Genomic DNA, 20,826 nt, shown 5'->3' with positions numbered 1-20,826 from the left:
TGTCGGGACGTAAAACCAGCGCGAGCGCCGCAAGGGGCCATCCCGCGTCACGCGCGGCTACCTCGACGCCCGGCCCCGCATGCCAGCGAGTCATCCGTCCGGCTCAGAGCGTGGATACGTTCTCGGACACCTGTCCTCCGTCCCCGGCAGCGAGGAGGAGGGAGTCTCAAGAGGTTGGCAACACTCGCCGATCGGCAGGCCGATCCCCACAGTCAGCCCCGGTTGGAGCTGGCTGTTGAGTATACCTCAGTCCTGGAGCCGTTGCTCTCGTCGCCGAGCACACTGCAGCCGGCCCCCACACGCTTGACTAGCGGCCCCTACCGCCGACAATATGACGGTCTTATAATTCCCAGGCGAACGTGGCACCGACCACCGGCACACGGCTCCGCAAGACCTACTGCTGAGGGAACAATCGTCAAGGGTGGTGGCCTGGGGCGCCCCCGTCTACCGCTGTTCCCACTCGGTCCGGGTGAGTTCGTACTCGACCTCGCCGTGCTCGGAGCCCTCGATCGCCTCCGGCCAGTCCCCGGTGAAGTGCCTGAGGAAGGACAGGCCCGACTTCTCCATGACCCGGCGGGACCGTGTGTTGACGGCCATCGTGTTCGCTGTGACCCGCTCGACCTCCAGATCCGTGAACCCCTTGTGGATCAGAGCTCGGGCGCCTTCGGTGGCGTAGCCGAGTCCCCATGCCGCCTGGTTCAACCGGTAGCCGAGTTCGACCACGGCCGGGCTGTGATCCTCCAGCGGCCGAAACTCGAACCAGCCCAGGAAGGCGCCGGTGTTCTTCTCCTGCGCGGCCCAGTAACCGCGGCTTCCCCAACACGGGTAGTCGTGCAGGAGCCGCGGCAGAATCCGCGTCTCGATCTCCTCACGGGTGGTGGGGCGACCTCCGTTGAGGAAGCGCATGACCTCGGAGTCATTGTCCAGGGCGAGCAAGTCATCGGTGTCGGCCGTCGTGAACGCACGCAGCACAAGACGCTCGGTCTCCAGAAGATTGAGCATGGTGCGATCTTCACTACTGACCGGCCGGGTCTGCCACCGATTTTCCAGCCGACGACAGTCGCTGGGCCCCCGGACGCCACCCCGCGGTTGACTGCGTGGTTCGCTTCGATGATGACGAGAGGCGTAGCCGGAACGGCCGTCACCATGGAGGCCCTCGCCGAGCACGCCGTGCCCGAGCTCGCCGAGGGCGAGGCGGCCGTCGAGGGCCCGTGCCGCCCCGGTGAGATCAGACGCACAGTTCCCGTTCGGCCCGGCGCGGGTCGTTGTCGAAGCGTACGGAACCGCGGGCCCAGGCGCCGGTGAGGTTGTGCCAGAAGCGTGCGGCCGTGAGTGGCGCCCGGGTTGACGCCACAAGGTCGGCCATCGCGGGGCAGGTGAGTGCATGCCTGGCTGCTGTCACCTTCTGCGCGCCGATTGCGGGAGGTACCGCGGTGCCTGGTGGTGTCAAGTCTGCGACGGCCCAGGCCGGGTCGAGTGCCTTTTCGTGTCCTGCCTTGCCGAACCAGTAGGGGCGGATGTGGCCGCCGAAGGGATGGCCGATCCCCATGATGTCGACGAGACGGCCGTCCAGCGGGGCGACCACACCCGCATGACCCAGACTCACCGCGCTCAGCGCGACACTGCCCGGCAGGTCCTTGCGCAGCGGCAGCGTGGCGTACTTCTTTCCGTACACGTACTCGAGGACCAAGGAGCGCTGCCCGGATGCCTGGGCGGCGCGCAGATGTCGGGTGAGCACCCGGATGCGTCCGGCATGCGCGGCCTGGTCCACGGGATGTGCCTGGCCGGTGTGGTGCATGTAGCTGAGGCGCTGGTTGTAGACGATGTAGTCGGTGTTTGCACCTCGGACGGGGGCCTGCAGCGTGGCGGCACACGGCACTCCCCAGCACAGCAGGGCGAGCGTCGCCACTGTGGTGGTGCGCCGGGCCGGCAGGACGAAGACGGGCAGCAGCATCAGGAACAGGCCGGGCAGCAGCATCCTGGCGTGCATGAAGTCGCCGCCGACGCGCACCACATACGTCCAGGAGGCCAGCCCCGCGACCACCGGAGCCGCCACCACGACGACCATGCCCTGGTCGACCGGCCGGCCGGGGCGCCACAGCGTGACGGCAGTGACGATGACGAGGAAGAGGGGGACCCAGAGCCAGTACGGGCCGACGAAGTCGAGCAGATACGCCCAGCCGCGCTCCCACATCGGCTGCCCGGCTTCCTTCGCCACGGCGGGCATCGGCACCAGCAGACCGTAGTAGCCGGCCCGGAACACCTCGAAGGCCACCGGCAGAGCCAGTCCTGCCGCGGCGCCGCTCGCGACGGCACGCGCACCTGGCCTGATCACCCACCACAGCGCGGCGCCCAGAACGGCCGAGACGAGCGCCATGTCCGGTCGGACAAGCGGCCCGAGCCCGATCACCACACACGCCGTCAGATGGCGACGTGCTGACTGCATGCGGGCGCAGGTGACCAGCAACCACCAGGAGGCGGCGATCCAGGCGAACACGAGCGAGGTCTCCAAGCCCGAGGTCCCGTAGTCCCAGAACGCCTCCACGCACAGCGGGACCATCGCCCCGAAGGGCAACAGCCAGCCTCCGCCCGGGTGCAGCCTGGCGGCGCCACGCAGCGCGAACACCATGGCCGCCGCCGTGCAGGGCAACCCCAGGTACACGGCCACAGTGAGCGGATCGGCCCCGCTGAGCAGGGTCAGCCCTGCTACCAGCCACTGCCACAGGGTTCCCGTCGAGGTCTCCACCCGCTCGCCCGCGGTGAGTACCGGGCCGTTGCCCGCCAGGATCTGGCGCACGGCACGGGTGTAGATCAACGAGTCGTCTCCGGACCAGCGGTGCAGCCAGGCCAGGACGACCATGGCGGCAGCGACTGCGCAAGCCAGCGCCCCGTTCGCCCACGCGACAGACCCCGAAGGCACGGCCCACCGACCGCACCGGGCGGGCAAAGCTGCAGGGCGCCGAATCTCAGGAACAGCCGGACGCGCTGGGGCCTCCACGGGCCGTTTCAAGATGTTCATCGCGAATCCAACCCTTGATCTCCCACCGAGTCACCCGTGCTCAGCCATCCAAGGGAGCGAGCGCTGACCCGTGCGCAGGACACGGAGCCATCTGCCGGTGCCCCGGTAACCGTCGGACCAAAGACGCGTGCTACTTCAGCGCACGGTGACCTTCACAATGGGCGAGATCGCCGTACCGCCCACCATGCGCAGCTGGTTCACGCCCCTGAGCCCGAGCTTGACCCGCAGGTTGTAAGCGCCGGTACGGGTGGTGTTCATCGACACCGGCAAGTACTTCCACACGTTGCCCTGCTTCTGCTGCAACGTGACCCGCGTGCCGACCCTCATGTGCGCGGACTGCCCGTAGATCCGAAACTCCTGCCACAGCTTGACACTGCTGGCCGTGGCCCTGGCCGTCAACGTCGCCTTCGGAGTCGGCGGCGCTTGCACGTTGACTTTCACGATAGGCGAGATCGCCGAACCGCCCACCATACGCAGCTGGTTCACGCCCCTGAGCCCGAGCTTGACCCGCAGGTTGTAAGCGCCAGTACGGGTGGTGTTCATCGACACCGGCAAGTACTTCCACACGTTGCCCTGCTTCTGCTGCAACGTGACCCGCGTGCCGACCCTCATGTGCGCGGACTGCCCGTAGATCCGAAACTCCTGCCACAGCTTGACACTGCTGGCCGTGGCCCTGGCCGTCAACGTCGGCCTCACAGCGGCAGACGCGGCATCCTGACTCTGCTGCGGCGCCGCCACGGCCACACCCACAGCCGGCCCCACGGCCACGGAAACGGCCGTCACACCAGCCAGCAACACAGCCTTGCAACCCATCTGCACACTCCCTGCGTCAATTCCCCGTGCCCTGCGAGGGCCGCCACCGTACGCACGCGCCCACGCGTCAACTCCGGTGACACACGAGGAAAACATGCGGCCACCATCCAAATGGCTCCACAGCTCTGAGGCCGAGATGAGCGAAGGAACCGATCTCGGATAGCTGCCGGCGTGGGCCAGGGAATGTCCGCCGGGTCGCGGGACTCGCCTGCCCGCAGCGGTGAGCGGTGCGAGCCTCGCCTGGACGTCGACGCGGTGCCGGTCCTGCCCGCCACAGGCAGCCACGGGGACGTCCATCTGTGGGCCCGCACGCCAGGGTTCAAGGGGGGGTACCGAGGTGAGGCTGCACCGGATGACGGTCGCCCGCCCGGGTACGGGAACAGCGACGGGCGTGATCGGGGCGGGATTCGGGCGCTCCCCGCACCGCGTTCCCGGGAGCGAGGTGCCGGTGCCCGTCGTGGCGGCACAGGTCAGAGGGTGTGGAAGTCCTTGGCGTCCGGGAAGGTCACGTGGGTGCAGCCGCGTCGGGTGGTGATGTCGTCGACGTAGGCGCGGAACAGGGAGTCGAGTGCCCGGGGGCCGAGGATGTCGTCGTAGAGGTGGTCGACGGTGAGGGTGTGCAGGGCCGGTTTCCCGTCGCAGGTCGAAGACGCCCACCAGGTGCCGTTCCTGCCGCCGGCCGTCCCGGGCCTGAGCCGCACGTCCTCGCCGGCACCGACCTCCTCATTAGCCACCGACTGTGCCTCGGCACCGACGTAGGACACGGTGCGCAGCCACCAGGGTGAGGAGGTGAGTGCGGACTCGGCGTAGTCGCGCTGGTCGAAGTCGAGGCCGTCGGAAATGTCCCGGACCTGGTGGGGTCCGACCGCCAGCAGGCAGCCTTCGACGGGGGCCACATCACGGACCGGCACCGCCAAGGCACGGTCGGGCAGCCGGCCCTGGCCTTGCTCCTTGACCAGCCGGCCGGCCCACCGGCAGGAGCCGGTGGCCGAGGCGACCGGACGAAGCTTCACGGGAAGCTCAGCCAACTGCGCAGGCAGGGCCGGCAATTGGGCCTTGCAGTCGATCCGCCGGGTCAGCTTCTGTGTAGCCGCCCGGGCGATACGGGCCAATCGCTCCCGGTCCCCTGCGGATACGTTCTGATAGCGCGCCACGGCGGTGACGTTCAGCAGTTTCGGCGCGGCGGCGCCGCTGCCTGGCCCGCACTCGGCCCGGATGGTGGTGCTGGTGTTCGTGTACGAGCCCAGCGTTCCGTCGCCCAGCGGCCACGGTTCAGGCATGCGGTCGGCTATCGCGGTGACGTCACGCTTGTACTCATGGCCGTCCGTCGTCGTGAGGAACGGGGAGCCCTGGCGTCCGGTCATGTTCACCGGCTGATCGCCGTCGCTGCTCTCGACGATCAGCCGCAACAAGTCGCTCGTCCGGTGTGCTCCGGTCACCTTGTAGAGGGTGCAGGCGCTCGGGAGATGCCGTGCATCGAGCCGGTATTCGTCATAGCCGTCGGACTGCGCGCGGACCATACCGCCCTGCAGGTTCATCACCTGCGCCCCGGAAATCAGGTGGTCGCAGGCCGCAGCGATGTCGCGCTCGCTGGCAGCCCGGTCACGGACGTCGTCGATCGTCAGCCAGCCCGCGTACAGGCTCAGCCCCAGCCCGCCCACGGCCACCGTCTGCCACAGCCTGCGCCAGCGCGCACCCACCACGACTCCCCCTCGTCCGGTCACGGCGGCCGCCGTGCCGACCACCGAGCGTAGAGGGGCTTTACGGATGCGACACGTGGGGTGGATAACTCGCACTGTTCGCATGCCATCCCCCGCGGTCTCGTACGCAGCGCGGCATCGGCACGCCCGCGTTAACCGGCTTCACGGATGAGCAGTGGCCCCGTTCAGGAACGGGTCAGCCGTCATCACGGGGGGGGGCTACCCGAGCCAGACGATGTTCAGGACCGTCATGCTCTGCAGAGGCCGGTTGATCCAATAGGTGAGGGAGAGCTGGCCGACAGCCGCGTAGCGCACGTCCTCTCCCTCCTCGTCATCGGTGTCGAACCGCCGAAAGCCCCAGGGATCGGCCGCGGCCGCGGCGAGGATGTCCCACACGATGTCTTCAGCGTGTTCGGGCAGTGCATCGAGGACCTTCGCGGCCGGGGCGGACACGCGGACCGCGTACGGCGACAGACTCACCTGCGCCGCCGGCGGAGCTCCGTGAGATCGATAGCGTCGCTGTCGTCGTAACCGGAAGCGATGAACGCGTCGACGGCCGGAGCGTGCGCAATGCGGCCCTGCCAGTCCTGAACGACCTCGTACAAGGAGGTGAGAGAGAAGGTGCGCAGCGATTCCTCGAGGGCAGCCGCGTACTCGCGTTCAAATGCCGGCACCCAGGAGTCGGCGCGCTTGTCGGCGCGCAGCTGGGCAAGAAGCTCGGCCGGCGCCCCGGGCGCAGGTGCGTGGACGGTGGCGGGTGCGTGGTCGGGCTGCGCGCTCATCGTGTCCTCCAGGGCGGGGCTTACCGCCACGGTACGCGCGCAACTCGCCGACGGGGACGGGCATGGCGCAACGGTCCCTTTTGAAGGGACGCGGATTGTGTGTCGTCCGATGAGGGGTCGTCATGCCCGACACGAAAAGCGCCCGGCCCTCGGATTCTCCAGGACGGCCCCCCACGCGCCTGTTCGCCACCGCGGCCGCCACCGTCGTCGTCGTACCGCTCGCACCCCTGCTGTCGCCGCCGCGTCGGACGGGCCTGAACGGCTCGGCAGGTCGGGCGACATCCTGACCATGACCGTTCGATCCCCACACCGAACTGCGCTGAGTGCGGGACCGAGTCCCACCCGCTCCCGCACTCAGGTACTCAGGCCGTCACGCCTGCGCGACGGCCTCCAGCGGGCCCAGTGCGGCCGCCCGGCGGGCCGGCAGCGCAGCCGCGAGCGCGCCGATGACAAGGGACGCGAGACAGACGAGAGCCAGCGTGCCCCAGGGCAGGATCAGCCGGTACTGCTCCATCGCGCCGTTGGCCAACGCGCCGACCGCCCAGGCCCCGAACAGGCCACCCGTCAGCCCGAGAAGCGTGCCGAACGCGGCGACGGTCACCGCCTCCAGCCGGATCATCCGCCGGATTCCGGCGCGGTCCATGCCGAGGGCGCGCAGGACACCGATCTCGCGGGTGCGGTCCGCGACCGACATGGCCATGGTGTTCACGATGCCGAGTCCGGAGATCACGACGCCGATCGCCAGCAGCCCGTACATCAGAGTCAGCAGCTCGCCCAGGGCGCCGGCCCCTTCGTGGACGAGTTCCTTGCGGTCCTGCACCTTCAGCAGCGGGCTGTTGCCCACCGCGGCGCGCAGCCGCTGCTCGGTGGTGTGCGAGGTCGCACCGCCGTCGGTACGGACCAGGATCCGCTGCACGGAGCCGGGGTTGAAGCTGTTCTTCTGCACCTCGCTGCGGGCGCCCAGCGCGTCCTTGGCAGTGGGGTTGTCCTTGTAGACACCCACGACCGTGTACGGCTGGGTGTCCTGGTTGCGGCCCATGCTCGCGACGACCTTGCCGCCCGCGCTCACGCCCTGTTGCTCCGCGAGGGTGCGCGAGAGGGCGATCCGGCCGGGGCCGAGGTCGTTGAGGGAGCCGCTGACGAAGTCGAGCTTCATGGCGGCGTCCACGGCGGCGGGGTCGACGCCGGAGATTTCCCGGACACCGCCACCGACGAACAAAGTGGAGTCACTGACGGCGGCCGCGGTCCTGATCCCGGACACATCGGCGACACGCTGCACGGCGGCCGGGTCGACCCCGCTCATGTTGGTCCGGGTACTGAGCACGTAGTCGGCGCCGAGACCGTCCGCGGTCTGGCGGTCGAGAGCGTGACCGGTCGAATTGCCGATGACGGCGAGCCCGGCCACCAGCGCGGTGCTGATCATGAGGGTCGCGGCTGTGGCCGCGGTACGCCGAGGACCAGCAGCACGAGCCCCACCACGCCGCGCCGACGGGAGGCGACGGCGGACGCCGGCTGTTGCGCGGAGCGCATCGCCTCGACGGGCGCGATCCTCGCCGCCCTGCGCGACGGCAGCCATGCGGCGAGCACCGTGACTCCCACACCCACGCCGAGCGCCGCCACGACCGGCCGTGCGCCGATCACCAGAGGACCCTTGGGCAGTGCGTCCCCGGTGGTGCCCAGGATGTCCGGCAGTACGGAGGCGATGCCGAGTCCCAGCAGGAAGCCGGCCGCCGAGGCGACGAGCCCGATGAGCAGCGCCTCCAGGAGGACGGAGCGGACCACCTGCCGGCGATCGGCGCCGATCGCGCGCAGCAGAGCGATCTCGCGGGTGCGCCGGGTGACGAGCATGGTGAAGGTGTTCACGACGAGGAAAGAGCCGATGAACAGGGCGACCCCGGCGAAGATCATCGGCATCTTCTCGTAGCCGCTGTTACTGGCGTCGACGTTGATGGCCTGCTGGTCGGCCTGGGCGGTTCCGGTGGTCGCCTCGGCCCTATCGGCCGGGAGCAGGCCGGTGACACGCTCGGAGAGCTCGTACTGATCGGTGCCGGGCGCGGCGGACAGGTCGATGCCGGTGTAGTGGCCGGGGGACGCGTACAGCCGCTGGGCGGTTGCCTTGTCGAACAGCGTGAGCGTACCTCCGGCATTCACTCTGCTGTCCTTGGTGGAGACGATGCCCACGAGCCGCTCGGTCATGACCGGGCCGTCGGTGGCCACCGTGACCGTGTCGCCGACACGGAGTCCGCCGGCGTCCGCGGTGCCGCTGTCCACGGCGATCTCCCGGCTGTTGTGCGGTGCACGGCCTTCGGTCAGCGGGTGGCGGCTGTCCTTGCCGTCGTGGCCCGGTACGTAGGCGCCGCCCAGGTTCGCCCACGTTCTGTCGGCTCGAAGCGGCGTTCCGTCGGACGCGTTCAGGACGGCAGCGCCGTCGGCCGACGGATGTACGGAGGCGACGCCCGCTACCCCGGCCAGTTTCCTGACGAGAGCGTCGTCGAGGGCGGGCGGGGCCGAGCCTGCGGCGGTCCCCGCAGGCGGGTCCTTCGGGGTCACGCTGACCGCGACGTCCGAGAAGTTCTGTGAGGCGGCGGCGCGGTAGGCCGCGGCGGACGAGTCGGCGAAGACGAGGGTGCCGCTGATGAAGGAGACACCCAGGCAGACCGCGAGGACGGTCATGACCAGACGGGCCTTGTGCGCGAGGACGTTGCGCAGGGCGGTACGGAACATGGGGAGGCGATTCCTGGGAGGCGGGCTCGACGGGCGCGAGCGGACGGCTGGTGCGGTACGGGAGGGGCAGCGCAGGGGCGGGGTGTCAGCTGGTGCGCGGACGGGCGTCGAAGCCCTTCATCAGGTCCAGGACCCGCTCCGGGGTCGGCCGTGCCATCTCGTCGACCAGGCGCCCGTCGGCGAGGAAGACCGCGCGGTCGGCATAGCCCGCGGCGACCGGATCGTGGGTGACCATGACGACGCTCTGACCGAGTTCGCGCGCCGAGTCCCGCAGGAAGCCGAGGACTTCGGCCCCGGCCCGGGAGTCGAGGTTGCCGGTCGGCTCGTCGGCGAAGACGATCGCCGGCCGGGAGGCCAGCGCGCGGGCCACCGCGACCCGCTGCTGCTGCCCGCCGGACAGCTGGGCGGGGCGGTGGCCGAGGCGGTCGCCAAGGCCGACCATGGCGACGACCCGGTCCAGCCACTGCTGGTCGGGACGGCGGCCCGCGAGGGTCATCGGCAGGGTGATGTTCTCCAGGGCGCTGAGGGTCGGCAGCAGGTTGAACGCCTGGAACACGAAGCCGATCCGGTCGCGGCGCAGCTGGGTGAGCTGCCGGTCGTTGAGCGTGCTCAGCTCGGTCGTGCCGATGCGTACGGACCCGGAGTCGAACGAGTCCAGCCCGGCGGCGCAGTGCATCAGGGTCGACTTGCCGGAGCCGGAGGGCCCCATGATCGCGGTGAACTCGCCCTCGCGGAACGTGATGCCGACGCCGTCCAGGGCGACGACGCGGGTGTCTCCGCTGCCGTACGCCTTCGACAGGTCACTGGTGGCGGCCGCGATGCCCCCGGCCGTCGGGTACAGCGTGTGCGGGGCAAGGGGCTCGGCGGTCACAAGGACTCCTCTTCGCGTGCGGAAACGTGCACTCGAAGGGTGTCGGGGAGACGTATCGGGGCCCCGGCCGCCGTGTATCGGCGTTTGCGCCGGTGCGTATCAGTTGTGCGGCGCAGGCGCGGACGGCGGACCAGGCAGCCGCAGGGTGGCGACGGCGCCGCCGCCGGGGGCGTTGTCCAGGCTTAGTTCGGCGCCGAGGAGCCGGGCCTGGCCGAAGGCGATGGTCAGGCCCAGACCGTGGCCCGAGCCGCGCTCCTTCGCGCCCGTGTGGAAGCGGCGGGGGCCGTGGAGCATCAGCTCCCGGGGGAAGCCGGGGCCGTGGTCGCGCACGACGACCGTACGGCCCTCGACAGTGACCTGCACCGGGCCGCTCCCGTGCCGGTGGGCGTTGACGACGAGGTTCGCGACGATCCGTTCGAGGCGGCGCGGGTCGGTCTCCACGGTCCCGTCCGCCGCACCGCCCGGCGCCTCGGCGACGGTGACCTCGGTGTCGAAACCGGTGCGGACGACGGCCTCGGAGACGACCGCGCCGAGCGGCACGCGGGCGCTGACCGGTTGTTCGGCGCCCGCGTCGAGTCGGGAGATCTCCAGGAGGTCCTCGACCAGACCGCGCAGGTCGCGCACGCGCGCCCGGAGCAGGTCCTCCGTCTCACCTGCGGGCAGCAGGTCGGCGGCGGCCAGCAGACCACCGACGGGGGTGCGCAGCTCGTGGGCCACGTCCGCGGTGAACTGGCGCTCGGTGCGCAGCCGTTGACCGAGACTGTCGGCCATCAGGTCGACGGTGGCGGCGATCTCGGCCACTTCGTCGCGGCCCTTGGTGGGCCCGGTCCGGGCGTCCAGGTCCCCTGCGGAGATCCGTCCCGCGGTCTCGGAGACCCGGTCCAGCCGCCGTCCGAGCAGTCCGGCTCCGTAGACCGTCAGGGGCGTGGCCGCCGCGAGCGCGATCAGCGAAGCCACCGCCATGGTCACGTCGAGCTGGTCCAGATCGTGGAGTCGCGTGCTCATGTTGACCTGGTAGGCCAGCACCGGGCTGCCGGGGCCGCCGACCCGCTGGGCGGCCCAGACGCTCGGCCCCACGTTCGCGTCGACGCGCCCGTCATAGGCCGAGTGCCGGTCCCCGTCGGGCAACTGCCTCAGCCGGTCGGGCAGTTCGGACGGATCGAGTTCCGCGCCGTCGGTGAGAGTGCCGGTGCGCCGGTAGACGTCCATGGCCGCGTACAGGGTGTTCCGGGCGTCCGCCTCCGCCCGCTGCCGGATGTCCTGCGCCGTCCAGAAGTGCACCAGAACGCCGACCGCGGCCACGACCAGGCACGCGGTGCTCGCGGCCAGCGCGGCGATCTTCCAGCGCAGGGGCACCCGCCCCTTGCGCGGCCGGCGGATCCGACGCATCGCCGTCATCGCCTGAGCTTGTAGCCGAAGCCGCGGACCGTCTCGATCCGGTCCCGTCCCACCTTGCCGCGCAGCCGCTGCACGCACAGGTCCACGACCCGGCTGTCACCGTCCCAGCCGTAGTCCCAGACGTTGCGCAGGAGGGTGTGCCGCTCCAGCACGATGCCGGGGTGAGCGGCGAATTCCAGCAGCAGTTTGAGTTCCGTCGGGGTCAACGCCACCGGGTTGCCGGCCACGGACACCTCCAGACCGCCGGTGTCGACGGTCAGGTCGCCGAAGACCAGCAGTTCCTCCCCGGGCGGCTGCTCTTCGGCTGCGGCCTGCCCGGCCGCGGGGGCGGGCGCGTAGGTCGCCCGGCGCAGCAGCGAACGGATGCGTGCCACGAGGACGTACGTGTCCACGGGCTTGACCACGTAGTCGTCAGCGCCGGCCTCCAGACCGGCGACGACGTCGAGTCCGTCGCCGCGGGCCGACATCATCAGCACGGGCACCAGGCTGGTCTCGCGGACCCTGCGGCACAGGCCGATCCCGTCCAGGCCGGGCAGCATGACGTCCAGGATCAGCAGATCGAAGCTCTCCTCGCGGAAGAGCTCGAGCCCCGCGAGACCGTCGGCGGCGGTCCGTACCCGGTAGCCGTAGCGCTCCAGGGCCACGGCGAAGGACCGGCGCATCAGCTCGTCGTCCTCCACCAGCAGTACCTGAACGGGCTGCGGGGCCGGCGGGGAGGACGAGGACACGGGCGGCTCACTCCTGTTCGTACGGTGGTGACGCCCGGACGGCGACCTGAAAGGAACGATATGGCACGGCTTGGCCGCCGCGGAGTTCGTGCCGCTCCCTCGCCCGTGTCCGATGGCGGGTCGAGCGCGGGCTGATACGCGGCGGATACAAACCCCCACCGCGGGGCGCGCGGGTCGCGTCCCAGCCCGCCGAGAGCCGCTCCACCAAGGGATCCGACGATGCCCGCCTCGCAGAGCGGGAGCGACTGCCACCCGGTGGCGTACGTGCTGACCGGCGGCGGTCCTGTCAGGACGTGCTGGAAGGCGACGCGGACTGCGGAGGGGCTGCGGTAGGCGGGCGGGCAATGGAGCGCCGGGTCATGTCGCCGGGGGTGAGGTGCTGCCCAACGAGAACCGCGGGCGGACGTCGCCGCGGCACCCCTGTGGGTGGATGGGCCGATCAACTCCGGACGGCGCCGGCTGCCAGCCGCTGGGTCCCGGGCGGCGGCTGTGGCTCCAGTGAGGTTCCCCGGCGTGAGTGCGCCGCCGGGTGAAGCGCCGCTCAGCCGGCCGAGACCGCAGGTCCGCGGCCTCAGTTCCTGTGGCCGTCGGTACGGGCCCGCCCTAGCATTTACGCAGGTCCGGGCCGGGCCTTGGCAGTGTCTTGACGAAATAGCGGGACGTCGGTGGACATGGAAAGAGGCTCCCGGGTTATGAGCGCGGAGTGATACGTATCGGATTGGTCGTCCTCGCCCTCATCGCCGCGGTCGCCTCGTGCGTCGCCGCGCTGTGGATCTCGCCGTGGTGGTGGCTGGCCGCTGCCCCGCTCGTTGCGATCGGTCTGCTCGGCGCGTGGGACCTGCTGCAGCGCCGCCACTCAGTGCTGCGCAACTACCCCGTCCTCGGGCACGCCCGGTTCCTGCTGGAGAAGATCCGTCCGGAACTCCAGCAGTACTTCATCGAGCGGAACTTCGACGGCCGCCCCTTCGACCGGGACGTGCGCAGCATCGTCTACGAGCGGGCCAAGGGCACCGACGCGGAGGAGCCGTACGGCACCGAGCAGGACGTCTACCAGCCGGGGTACGAGTTCCTGATCCCCTCGATGGCGCCCCGCCCGGTGCCCGAGACGCCGCCGCGGGTGCGGATCGGCGGGCCCGACTGCAGCCGTCCGTACGACATGGCTCTGCTGAACGTCTCGGCCATGAGCTTCGGCTCCCTGTCGACCAACGCGATCCTCGCCCTCAACGGCGGTGCCGCAGCCGGGGGTTTCGCCCATGACACCGGTGAGGGCGGCCTGTCCGAGTACCACCTGCGGCCCGGCGGCGATCTGGTGTGGGAGATCGGCACCGGCTACTTCGGCTGCCGGACCGAGGACGGCGATTTCGACCCCGCCCAGTTCAAGGACAAGGCCTCCCACGAGCAGGTGAAGTGCGTGTCGCTCAAGCTCTCGCAGGGAGCGAAGCCCGGCATCGGCGGTGTGCTGCCCGGCGCGAAGGTCAACGCCGAGATCGCACAGGTACGGGGCGTGCCCCAGGGCCAGACGGTGATCTCGCCGCCGTATCACCGGGTCTTCTCGACCCCGCGCGAACTCATTCGCTTCATCGCCCGGATGCGAGAGCTGTCCGGCGGCAAGCCGACCGGCTTCAAACTCTGCCTGGGCTCGCGCCGGCAGTTCCTCGCCGTGTGCAAGGCGATGCTGGAGGAGGGCACGGCGCCGGACTTCATCATCGTGGACGGCGCCGAGGGCGGCACCGGCGCGGCGCCCCTGGAGTTCGCCGACCATGTCGGGACCCCCCTCACCGAAGGGCTGCTCACCGTGCACAACGCCCTCGTCGGTGCGGGTCTGCGCGACCGCGTCAAGGTCGGGGCGAGCGGCAAGATCGCCACCGGGAGCGATCTGGTCAAACGCCTGCTCCAGGGCGCCGACTACGGCAACGCCGCCCGGGCGATGATGTTCGCCGTCGGGTGCATCCAGGCGCAGCGCTGCCACACGAACACCTGCCCCACCGGCGTCACCACCCAAGACCCTCGCCGGGCCCGCGCCCTCGACGTCGGTGACAAGACGCTGCGCGTCGAACGGCTGCAGAAGGCAACCATCTCCAGCGCGATGCAGATCATGGCCTCCATGGGCGTCACCGATCCCACCCAGCTGCGGCCGCACATGCTCCACCGGCGCATCGACCCGAACACCGAACGCTCCTTCGCGGAGCTCTACGAATGGCTGGAACCAGGAGAGCTGGTCGACCGGCCTCCCCTGTCCTGGGCGGCCGACTGGCACGCGGCAGACCCTGACAACTTCACGGTCTGATCCCCCTCGTCCGCTCCCCCCGTCTCACCACCTCATCACCCATCACTCACACACCGTCCCGTCTGCTCTTCCCTATCTGTATCTGTTCTTCACCGTCCGACCTGGAGGATCTTGTGGCACGAACCGTGGCCCGCGTCATCGTGGACGCGCTGAGCGAGCTTGGCGTGCGCCAGGTCTTCGGCGTCGTCGGCGACGCCCTGAACCCCCTGACCGACGCAATTCGCACCACCGACGACGTCGAGTGGGTGGGGTGCCGGCACGAGGAGGCGGCGGCGTTCGCCGCGAGCGCCCAGTCACAGCTCACCGGCGTCCTCGGCGTGTGCATGGGCACCGTCGGCCCGGGCTCCGTCCACCTGCTCAACGGCCTCTACGACGCGGCCAAGAGCCGCACCCCGGTCCTCGCGATCGCCGGACAGGTGCCGCTCGCGGAACTCGGCAGCGACTATTTCCAGGAGGTCGACAACGACGCCCTCTTCAGCGACGTCGCGGTCTACCGGGCCACGGTCACCTCTCCCGACCAGCTGCCGCAGATGCTGGAGACGGCCGTACGCAACGCCGTCGGCCGCAAGGGAGTCGCCGTACTCAGCGTTCCCGGTGACCTCGGCGGCCAGCAGCTCACGACGGACCGGCCGGCCCGGTTCCCGCTCAGTACACCGGTGAGCCGACCGGAAGAGTCCGCCGTGCGCCACGCCGCGGAACTGCTCGACCAGGCCGAGCGCGTGACGCTGCTCGTGGGCCGGGGCGCCCGCGCGGCCCGCGAGGACGTGCTTGCCCTCGCCGACCGCCTGGCCGCTCCGATGGTGCTCACCCTGAAGGCCAAGGAAGGCTTCGAGGGCAAGACCAACCCCTTCCAGATCGGTCAGACCGGCCTGATCGGCAACCCCGCGGCGGCCTCGGCCCTTCAGGAGGCGGACACGCTGCTGCTCCTCGGCACCGACTTCCCGTACCGGGACTGGTATCCGAGCGGCAAGACAGTCATCCAGGTGGACACAGAAGGCGCCCACATCGGCCGCCGTGTCCCGGTGGAGGTCGGCCTCGTGGGCGACACGGGCGCCACCGTACGGGACCTGCTCCGGCACCTGGACGTCGCGCCTCCTGGCGCTGACGGTGCGCGCGACCGCTCGCACCTGGAGCACGCGCGCAAGAAGTTCACGCAATGGCAGGAGGGGCAGGCCCGGCTGGCCGACCCGGCGCACGACAAGGGCCTGATCGGCCGGATCCGCTCCAAGCTGGACAACCGCTCGCACGAGATCCGCCCCGAGGCCCTGGCCGCCGCGGTGGACCGCATCGCCGATGAGAACGCCGTGTTCACCTCCGACACGGGGATGGCCACGGTGTGGCTGTCACGGTTCGTCGAGATGCGGGGCGGCCGGCAGCTGCTCGGCTCGTACAACCTCGGTTCGATGGCGAACGCGATGCCGCAGGCGCTCGGCGCCCAGAGTCTGGACCGGGATCGCCAGGTCGTGGCGTTCTGCGGGGACGGCGGCCTGAGCATGCTCCTCGGCGACCTCATGACGCTGAAGACCAACCGGCTCCCCGTCAAGCTCGTCGTCTTCGACAACCGCCGCCTCGGCATGGTGAAGCTGGAACAGGAGCAGGGCGGCCTCCCGGAGTTCGGCACGGTACTGGACAACCCCGACTTCGCCGCCGTCGCCACAGCTCTGGGCCTCACCGGCATCCGCGTGACGGACCCGGACGACCTGGAGGACTCCGTACGCCGCGCCTTCGACACACCCGGCCCGGTCCTGCTCGACGTCCTCACCAACCCGGACGAGATCTCCGTCCCCGCGAAGCCCACCGTCGAACAGGGCTGGGGCTTCGCGGTGGCCAAGATGAAGGAAGTCATCCGCAGCGAAGGGGACGGCTGAGGGGCAGACAGGCGCGATGAGGGGTAGCGGCACCAGGCAGGCGAGCCAGGCGCCGCTACCCCTCCGGCCAGGACGACGCGGTCACCGCGCCGCCAAGGTGCCGGGCGAAGAACCGGGCTGCGCTGTCGACTTCGCACCGAGGCAGTTCCCAGTGCTTCCCGCGTTCTGGCGAAAGTGACGTAAGGCCAGGCCTGTCGGATACCGGCATCGACAAGTAGGTGGCCCGCGCGGATTGCGGGGTCGGCTGCGGCAGGGTTCACCACATGCAGCCCGGTCCTGTGAGCGATAGTGCTGACAAGGCACGAATGAATCCCGTCAGCAGCACGCCTCCGCGCCGCCCTCGCGCCGCGAGATCGGAGCGTTTCGCTCATACAGCGGCGGCAGTTGGGGCCGGTCCGGCGTTGCCCAGTCCGCGTCGGTCAAGATCCTCTAGGTCACGGGTTCGTTCCAGGGGCGGGCGGTCTCGCAAACCGGCGCCGCGGTGCGGTCCAGAGCCCCGCTTACGGCACGTACGAGCCCGGGAATCCCCCACGGGCCACGGCTGGGGCGGGGCCTGACCGTGAAAGGTGCATGGGTCGGGAGCGGCCGCATGTGCAGGCTGTTTGTCCGAGATTCCCTTTAGCTTCCTGTAACAGGCAGGTATTAGAGGGGAGTTGACCGGAACGGTTCGGCGGCCCGAGCGGGTCCTCATCGTCAGCAAGGCCCGCACAGACCCGCACGGACTGAGCGAGTCATCCGACCGACACCGAGGAAACAACGATGCGCGTCCAGCAGCTGACCTTCGCCGCACTGGCCCTCGCAGCGGGCATCTCGCTCTCCGCCTGCCAGAACAACGACAGCGACAGCGCCCAGGACAGCCAGCCGCCCGCGAGCTCCGCCCCCTCCGATTCCTCCGCGTCATCGAACGCCTCTGACCCCACGAGCGGTTCGCCCCAGGATGACGGGACAGGATCCGGCGGGCAGGAGGCCAGCGCGGGTAAGCCTCCGGCCCAGAGCGGCGGTACAGGCAAGTGCCGTACCGACAACTTGACGTTCACGGCCGTCGACAGCGCCGGCGGCGGCGACGAGGACAACGGCTTCGTCGCCCTCGGGCTGACGAACCACGGCAGCACACCCTGCATACTCTCCGGATTCGCAGGCGTGGACCTGACGACCAACGGGGGTCCCATCTCTGCCGCGCGCGAGGGGCAACCCGCAACACCGGTCACCCTGCGGGTCGGTAAGGAGATCGACTTCGGCCTCACCTACCCCCTCAACAAGACTGGCGGCTCAGGCGTCCGCATCACGGGGATGCTCGTCACCCCGCCCGGCGAAACGAAGCCGGCCCATGTCAACTGGCCCGGCGCCGCCTCACTGCCCGCCTCCGACACCTCCAGCGCCGTACGCGTCGGCCCGATCGGCAGCGCCGGCCAAGGCGGATGACCAACCGCTGCGCCCGGGCCCGAGACTGGCTCGGCGTTGCACGATGGTCAGGATGACCAGACCCGGCGAGAACAGTGGGCTCCGACGTGCGGTGCACGTGGCAGGTCCGCTGTGCTCCGGCTGGTCACCGCCCGGCCTCGGAATGCGCAGGGCGCCCGGGCGGGCGCAGTTGCTGAGCGCCCACTGCGGCTCAGCCGGGCAGGCCAGGCGCACTCTTCGGACGGGCAGCGGAGGTTGGGAGATCGCCCGTCGGCCCTCATCTCCCGGGCTCGGCCGACCAGGGCGGGCGGCCCTCGCGCAGCCCGGCGATCAGCGCCCCGGGGGGCCGCCTCGGCGCCTCCGAGAACACCCTCGACAGGGGCGACACTCGCGTCGATGAGCCCCTCCGCTCAACGGTCCCGCAGCAACAAGTGGAGCACCGTCACCACGGCGATCCCGACCAACAGGGCGGTACCGAACGCCGGGTGCAGAAACGCAACGTACGTAGCTCCAGCTCCGGCCAGGAGTAACAAAGCCGCCCGCATGTCCATCCCCTACACCTCTCCGTCATGTGCCGTGTGGCTATGGGAAGAGAGACGGGTCACCGCGAACTATGACGCGGGTTTCCCAGGGCAATTGGCGTGACCTACCTCACAACCACGTTGAGGAGGACGTCATGGCCGACGGGTCCACCCATGCGGAGATCGAGGCGCTCGGCATCCCGACGATCGCCCCGGCCTGATCACGACCGCCCTGGAACTCGCCCGACAGCTCGACGAATGCGAGACATCCGCCTCGGCGGCCGTTGTCGCCACGGTCACGACGCGCAGTGCGAAACACAGGTCCGTCAACTGCCGCGATCGACCCTGCGACGAGGACGCCTCCGTACGCGGCGAGAATGCGACCGACGGTGCCGTCCGACCGGAGCATGGCGACCACTGGCGTCGCTGGAAGCGGTCTCGCCCGTCGACGTGGCCGCCCACGGGCCGTCCGGCGCCTGCGTCGGCGAGATTCCCTCGTCTACGGAATGCGTCGGGTCCGCGGGGGTTCCGTAGCTGCTGGGCAGATCTGAAAACTGCAGGTTGCCACCGCGCGCAACGTCGAGCTGCGCCGGGTTATGCATGTGGCGATCCCACAGCTGTGGAATGGAATGCACCAAATGTGCTCAGGGTCCGGCCGTGGAGCTGCCGGGAGGCGGATCGAGAACAGTGGGGTCGCGTCCGTCGATCGCACCCCACAGGCGAGCAGCGACCAGTTCCGACATAACGAGATCCGCGAGACAGCCGTCCCCCAGGACCACCGGCACCACCAGGGTCACTTCGTCCCCGTTGACGTACTTCTCGCGTGGCCTGAGGACATCAGCAATCAGAATGGCAGGATCAGCTGCATCGTTCATACGACACCACCCCGTGCCACGCCCATCGCGCCTTGGCGCGCGGCCTGTCACACCCGCCCATGAGCTGCCTCCCACCGGTCAGCCTGCAGAGCCAGCGTGAAGGACCCGCCTTGTTCCACCGACAGCACGTCCGTCGGCCACTCGACGCTCTCGCGCCGCAGAAGAATCTGATCCCGGTGCCCGTGCTGAACCACGAACCCATAACCCTGGTACCGGTTGAAATGGACGACTGTCCCCTGCACCAGCCCTTCTCCACGATGCCACTTCCCTTCATCTGCGCACTTGGGGGCAGCGGCCGCCGGAAAGACGTAGCCCTACCAGCAGCAATCCCCTGCTCTTGTGACATTGCGCCTCTCCCGCCCGTCCCACCTGATGCGGTAAACCGCCCACATGGACCAACCCGAAGCTCGCAGTCGGCACACGAAGGCGCGCGAACCCGGCGCACGGGACAGATCGAATTCGGCTTCCCGGGCCACCGGTCACTTACGGTGAAATCCTGGCCTGGCTGATCGCATTCGAGCCCGCTTTCAGTCCCGGAGCACGGCCAGGCAGCTGGGCCGCGTGTCGACCCTTCGACCGTGAGATGCCGCTTCTCCTGCCGGACGCAGAGGAAGGACACCGTCGTGAACTCCCTCACCGTGTGCAGTCAGGGCCGCGGTTGTGTCACCGGCCGCGCTTGCGATGACGGGGATCGACGCTGCGCTCCACAGCGCGACTTCTTCGCCATCGCCACGGTGCTGACGCAAGTTCTCAGCCCACCGCTTCGGCATGAAGCCGACGGCACTGACAGGTGCGCCCTGGTTACCGGCCCGCCCCAGAGCCCTGAGCGGCATCCGAAAGAGCGTTTGGTGACCAAGGTGGTCAAGATCCAACGCTTTCGCCCGTACCCTTTGCAGGGTCTACGGCGTCACATAGCGGGCGCCGAACACTGGAGGCAATACAACATGCTGATTGCTCAGCGTCCCTCGTTGACCGAAGAGGTCGTCGACGAGTTCCGCTCCCGGTTCGTGATCGAGCCGCTGGAGCCGGGCTTCGGTTACACCCTCGGCAACTCCCTGCGTCGCACGCTTCTGTCGTCGATCCCGGGTGCGGCGGTCACGTCGATCCGTGTCGACGGTGTCCTGCACGAGTTCACCACCGTGCCGGGCGTCAAGGAAGACGTCACCGATCTGATCCTCAACATCAAGCAGCTGGTCGTCTCCTCGGAGCAGGACGAGCCGGTCGTGATGTACCTGCGCAAGCAGGGCCCGGGTCTGGTCACCGCCGCCGACATCGCGCCCCCGGCCGGTGTCGAGGTGCACAACCCCGACCTCGTCCTCGCCACGCTCAACGGCAAGGGCAAGCTGGAGATGGAGCTGACCGTCGAGCGCGGTCGCGGCTACGTCTCCGCCGTGCAGAACAAGCAGGTCGGTCAGGAGATCGGGCGCATCCCGGTCGACTCGATCTACTCGCCGGTCCTCAAGGTGACGTACAAGGTCGAGGCGACGCGTGTCGAGCAGCGCACCGACTTCGACAAGCTGATCGTCGACGTCGAGACGAAGCAGGCCATGCGTCCGCGTGACGCCATGGCGTCGGCCGGCAAGACCCTGGTCGAGCTGTTCGGTCTCGCCCGCGAGCTGAACATCGACGCCGAGGGCATCGACATGGGCCCGTCCCCGACGGACGCCGCTCTTGCCGCTGATCTCGCCCTGCCGATCGAGGAGCTCGAGCTCACCGTTCGGTCGTACAACTGCCTCAAGCGCGAGGGCATCCACTCCGTGGGTGAGCTCATCGCCCGCTCCGAGGCGGACCTGCTCGACGTACGCAACTTCGGTGCGAAGTCGATCGACGAGGTCAAGG

The 20,826-nt window shown here is 69.6% G+C and carries 17 protein-coding genes; 5 read left to right on the top strand and 12 right to left on the bottom strand.

Going from position 1 to position 20,826, the window contains the following annotated elements; all coding sequences use genetic code 11:
- Positions 1–444 precede the first annotated feature (444 nt).
- The 11 genes from G3I40_RS03140 to cseB form a co-directional block, all read right to left on the bottom strand.
- A complete protein-coding gene (locus G3I40_RS03140; protein ID WP_164300597.1) occupies positions 445–1,002 on the bottom strand; it encodes a GNAT family N-acetyltransferase in 558 nt (185 codons plus the stop codon).
- A gap of 226 nt (positions 1,003–1,228) precedes the next feature.
- Positions 1,229–2,860: a hypothetical protein gene (locus G3I40_RS03135; protein ID WP_164300596.1), complete on the bottom strand. Its 1,632-nt coding sequence runs from the start codon at positions 2,858–2,860 to the stop codon at positions 1,229–1,231.
- Positions 2,861–3,154: 294 nt separating this feature from the next.
- The gene (locus G3I40_RS03130) at positions 3,155–3,832 is read right to left on the bottom strand and encodes a hypothetical protein (protein WP_164300595.1); all 678 of its coding nucleotides are present in this window, start codon (positions 3,830–3,832) and stop codon (positions 3,155–3,157) included.
- Between the two features lie 470 nt (positions 3,833–4,302).
- Positions 4,303–5,556 (bottom strand): hypothetical protein, encoded by a 1,254-nt coding sequence (locus G3I40_RS03125; RefSeq protein WP_343244806.1) that lies wholly within the window; start codon positions 5,554–5,556, stop codon positions 4,303–4,305.
- A 195-nt stretch (positions 5,557–5,751) separates the two neighbouring features.
- A complete protein-coding gene (locus tag G3I40_RS03120; RefSeq protein WP_164300594.1) occupies positions 5,752–6,012 on the bottom strand; it encodes a hypothetical protein in 261 nt (86 codons plus the stop codon).
- Positions 6,009–6,314 (bottom strand): DUF6247 family protein, encoded by a 306-nt coding sequence (locus G3I40_RS03115; protein WP_164300593.1) that lies wholly within the window; start codon positions 6,312–6,314, stop codon positions 6,009–6,011. Before G3I40_RS03115 ends, G3I40_RS03120 begins: the two co-directional genes overlap by 4 nt.
- Positions 6,315–6,684: 370 nt before the next feature.
- Positions 6,685–7,737 (bottom strand): FtsX-like permease family protein, encoded by a 1,053-nt coding sequence (locus G3I40_RS48080; protein ID WP_343244805.1) that lies wholly within the window; start codon positions 7,735–7,737, stop codon positions 6,685–6,687.
- Positions 7,734–9,038 carry an ABC transporter permease gene (locus tag G3I40_RS48075; protein ID WP_343244804.1) on the bottom strand — a complete coding sequence of 435 codons (1,305 nt, stop codon included), beginning with the start codon at positions 9,036–9,038 and terminating at the stop codon, positions 7,734–7,736. The genes G3I40_RS48080 and G3I40_RS48075 overlap by 4 nt, the downstream gene beginning before the upstream one ends.
- 85 nt (positions 9,039–9,123) lie before the next feature.
- Positions 9,124–9,879 carry an ABC transporter ATP-binding protein gene (locus tag G3I40_RS03105; RefSeq protein ID WP_164300674.1) on the bottom strand — a complete coding sequence of 252 codons (756 nt, stop codon included), beginning with the start codon at positions 9,877–9,879 and terminating at the stop codon, positions 9,124–9,126.
- 129 nt (positions 9,880–10,008) lie between these two features.
- Positions 10,009–11,307, bottom strand: coding sequence for a HAMP domain-containing sensor histidine kinase (locus tag G3I40_RS03100; protein WP_239091485.1), 1,299 nt, complete (start codon positions 11,305–11,307; stop codon positions 10,009–10,011).
- Entirely contained in the window at positions 11,304–12,035 is a 732-nt protein-coding gene (gene cseB, locus G3I40_RS03095; RefSeq protein WP_164300592.1) for a two-component system response regulator CseB, read from the bottom strand. The genes G3I40_RS03100 and cseB overlap by 4 nt, the downstream gene beginning before the upstream one ends.
- Before the next feature lie 703 nt (positions 12,036–12,738).
- On the opposite strand from cseB, the gene G3I40_RS03090 reads away from it, so the two are divergent.
- From G3I40_RS03090 to G3I40_RS47860, 4 genes are all read left to right on the top strand, one after another.
- Positions 12,739–14,322: a glutamate synthase-related protein gene (locus tag G3I40_RS03090; RefSeq protein WP_164300591.1), complete on the top strand. Its 1,584-nt coding sequence runs from the start codon at positions 12,739–12,741 to the stop codon at positions 14,320–14,322.
- A gap of 113 nt (positions 14,323–14,435) precedes the next feature.
- Positions 14,436–16,190, top strand: a complete 1,755-nt coding sequence (locus tag G3I40_RS03085) for a thiamine pyrophosphate-dependent enzyme (RefSeq protein WP_164300590.1) — start codon at positions 14,436–14,438, stop codon at positions 16,188–16,190.
- A 759-nt stretch (positions 16,191–16,949) separates the two neighbouring features.
- Entirely contained in the window at positions 16,950–17,612 is a 663-nt protein-coding gene (locus tag G3I40_RS03080) for a DUF4232 domain-containing protein (protein ID WP_164300589.1), read from the top strand.
- A gap of 592 nt (positions 17,613–18,204) precedes the next feature.
- Complete coding sequence (locus G3I40_RS47860) at positions 18,205–18,333, top strand: hypothetical protein (protein ID WP_275410127.1); 129 nt, start codon at positions 18,205–18,207, stop codon at positions 18,331–18,333.
- Between the two features lie 423 nt (positions 18,334–18,756).
- Here the strand turns inward: G3I40_RS47860 and G3I40_RS03075 are convergent, their stop codons facing one another.
- Positions 18,757–18,987 carry a hypothetical protein gene (locus G3I40_RS03075; RefSeq protein WP_164300588.1) on the bottom strand — a complete coding sequence of 77 codons (231 nt, stop codon included), beginning with the start codon at positions 18,985–18,987 and terminating at the stop codon, positions 18,757–18,759.
- A 944-nt stretch (positions 18,988–19,931) separates the two neighbouring features.
- On the opposite strand from G3I40_RS03075, the gene G3I40_RS03070 reads away from it, so the two are divergent.
- Positions 19,932–20,826: DNA-directed RNA polymerase subunit alpha (locus G3I40_RS03070; RefSeq protein WP_164300587.1), on the top strand; the 895-nt coding region annotated here is incomplete at its 3' end.

The organism is Streptomyces sp. SID14478 (assembly GCF_010548525.1).
Classification (GTDB): Bacteria; Actinomycetota; Actinomycetes; order Streptomycetales; family Streptomycetaceae; genus Streptomyces.
The sequence above is the reverse complement of the archived record's forward strand: the minus strand, read 5'-3'. Positions and strand labels throughout refer to the sequence as shown.

Bases quoted from the DNA above. Each gene is read 5' to 3' on its own strand.
- G3I40_RS03135 (WP_164300596.1), bottom strand. From the start codon at position 2,860: ATGGTCGTCCTGGCCTGGCTGCACCGCTGGTCCGGAGACGACTCGTTG.
- G3I40_RS48075 (WP_343244804.1), bottom strand. From the start codon at position 9,038: ATGTTCCGTACCGCCCTGCGCAACGTCCTCGCGCACAAGGCCCGTCTG.
- G3I40_RS03075 (WP_164300588.1), bottom strand. From the start codon at position 18,987: ATGAACGATGCAGCTGATCCTGCCATTCTGATTGCTGATGTCCTCAGG.
- G3I40_RS03115 (WP_164300593.1), bottom strand. From the start codon at position 6,314: ATGAGCGCGCAGCCCGACCACGCACCCGCCACCGTCCACGCACCTGCG.
- G3I40_RS48080 (WP_343244805.1), bottom strand. From the start codon at position 7,737: ATGATCAGCACCGCGCTGGTGGCCGGGCTCGCCGTCATCGGCAATTCG.
- G3I40_RS03140 (WP_164300597.1), bottom strand. From the start codon at position 1,002: ATGCTCAATCTTCTGGAGACCGAGCGTCTTGTGCTGCGTGCGTTCACG.
- G3I40_RS03100 (WP_239091485.1), bottom strand. From the start codon at position 11,307: ATGACGGCGATGCGTCGGATCCGCCGGCCGCGCAAGGGGCGGGTGCCC.
- G3I40_RS03080 (WP_164300589.1), top strand. From the start codon at position 16,950: ATGCGCGTCCAGCAGCTGACCTTCGCCGCACTGGCCCTCGCAGCGGGC.
- G3I40_RS47860 (WP_275410127.1), top strand. From the start codon at position 18,205: ATGACGCGGGTTTCCCAGGGCAATTGGCGTGACCTACCTCACAACCAC.
- G3I40_RS03130 (WP_164300595.1), bottom strand. From the start codon at position 3,832: ATGGGTTGCAAGGCTGTGTTGCTGGCTGGTGTGACGGCCGTTTCCGTG.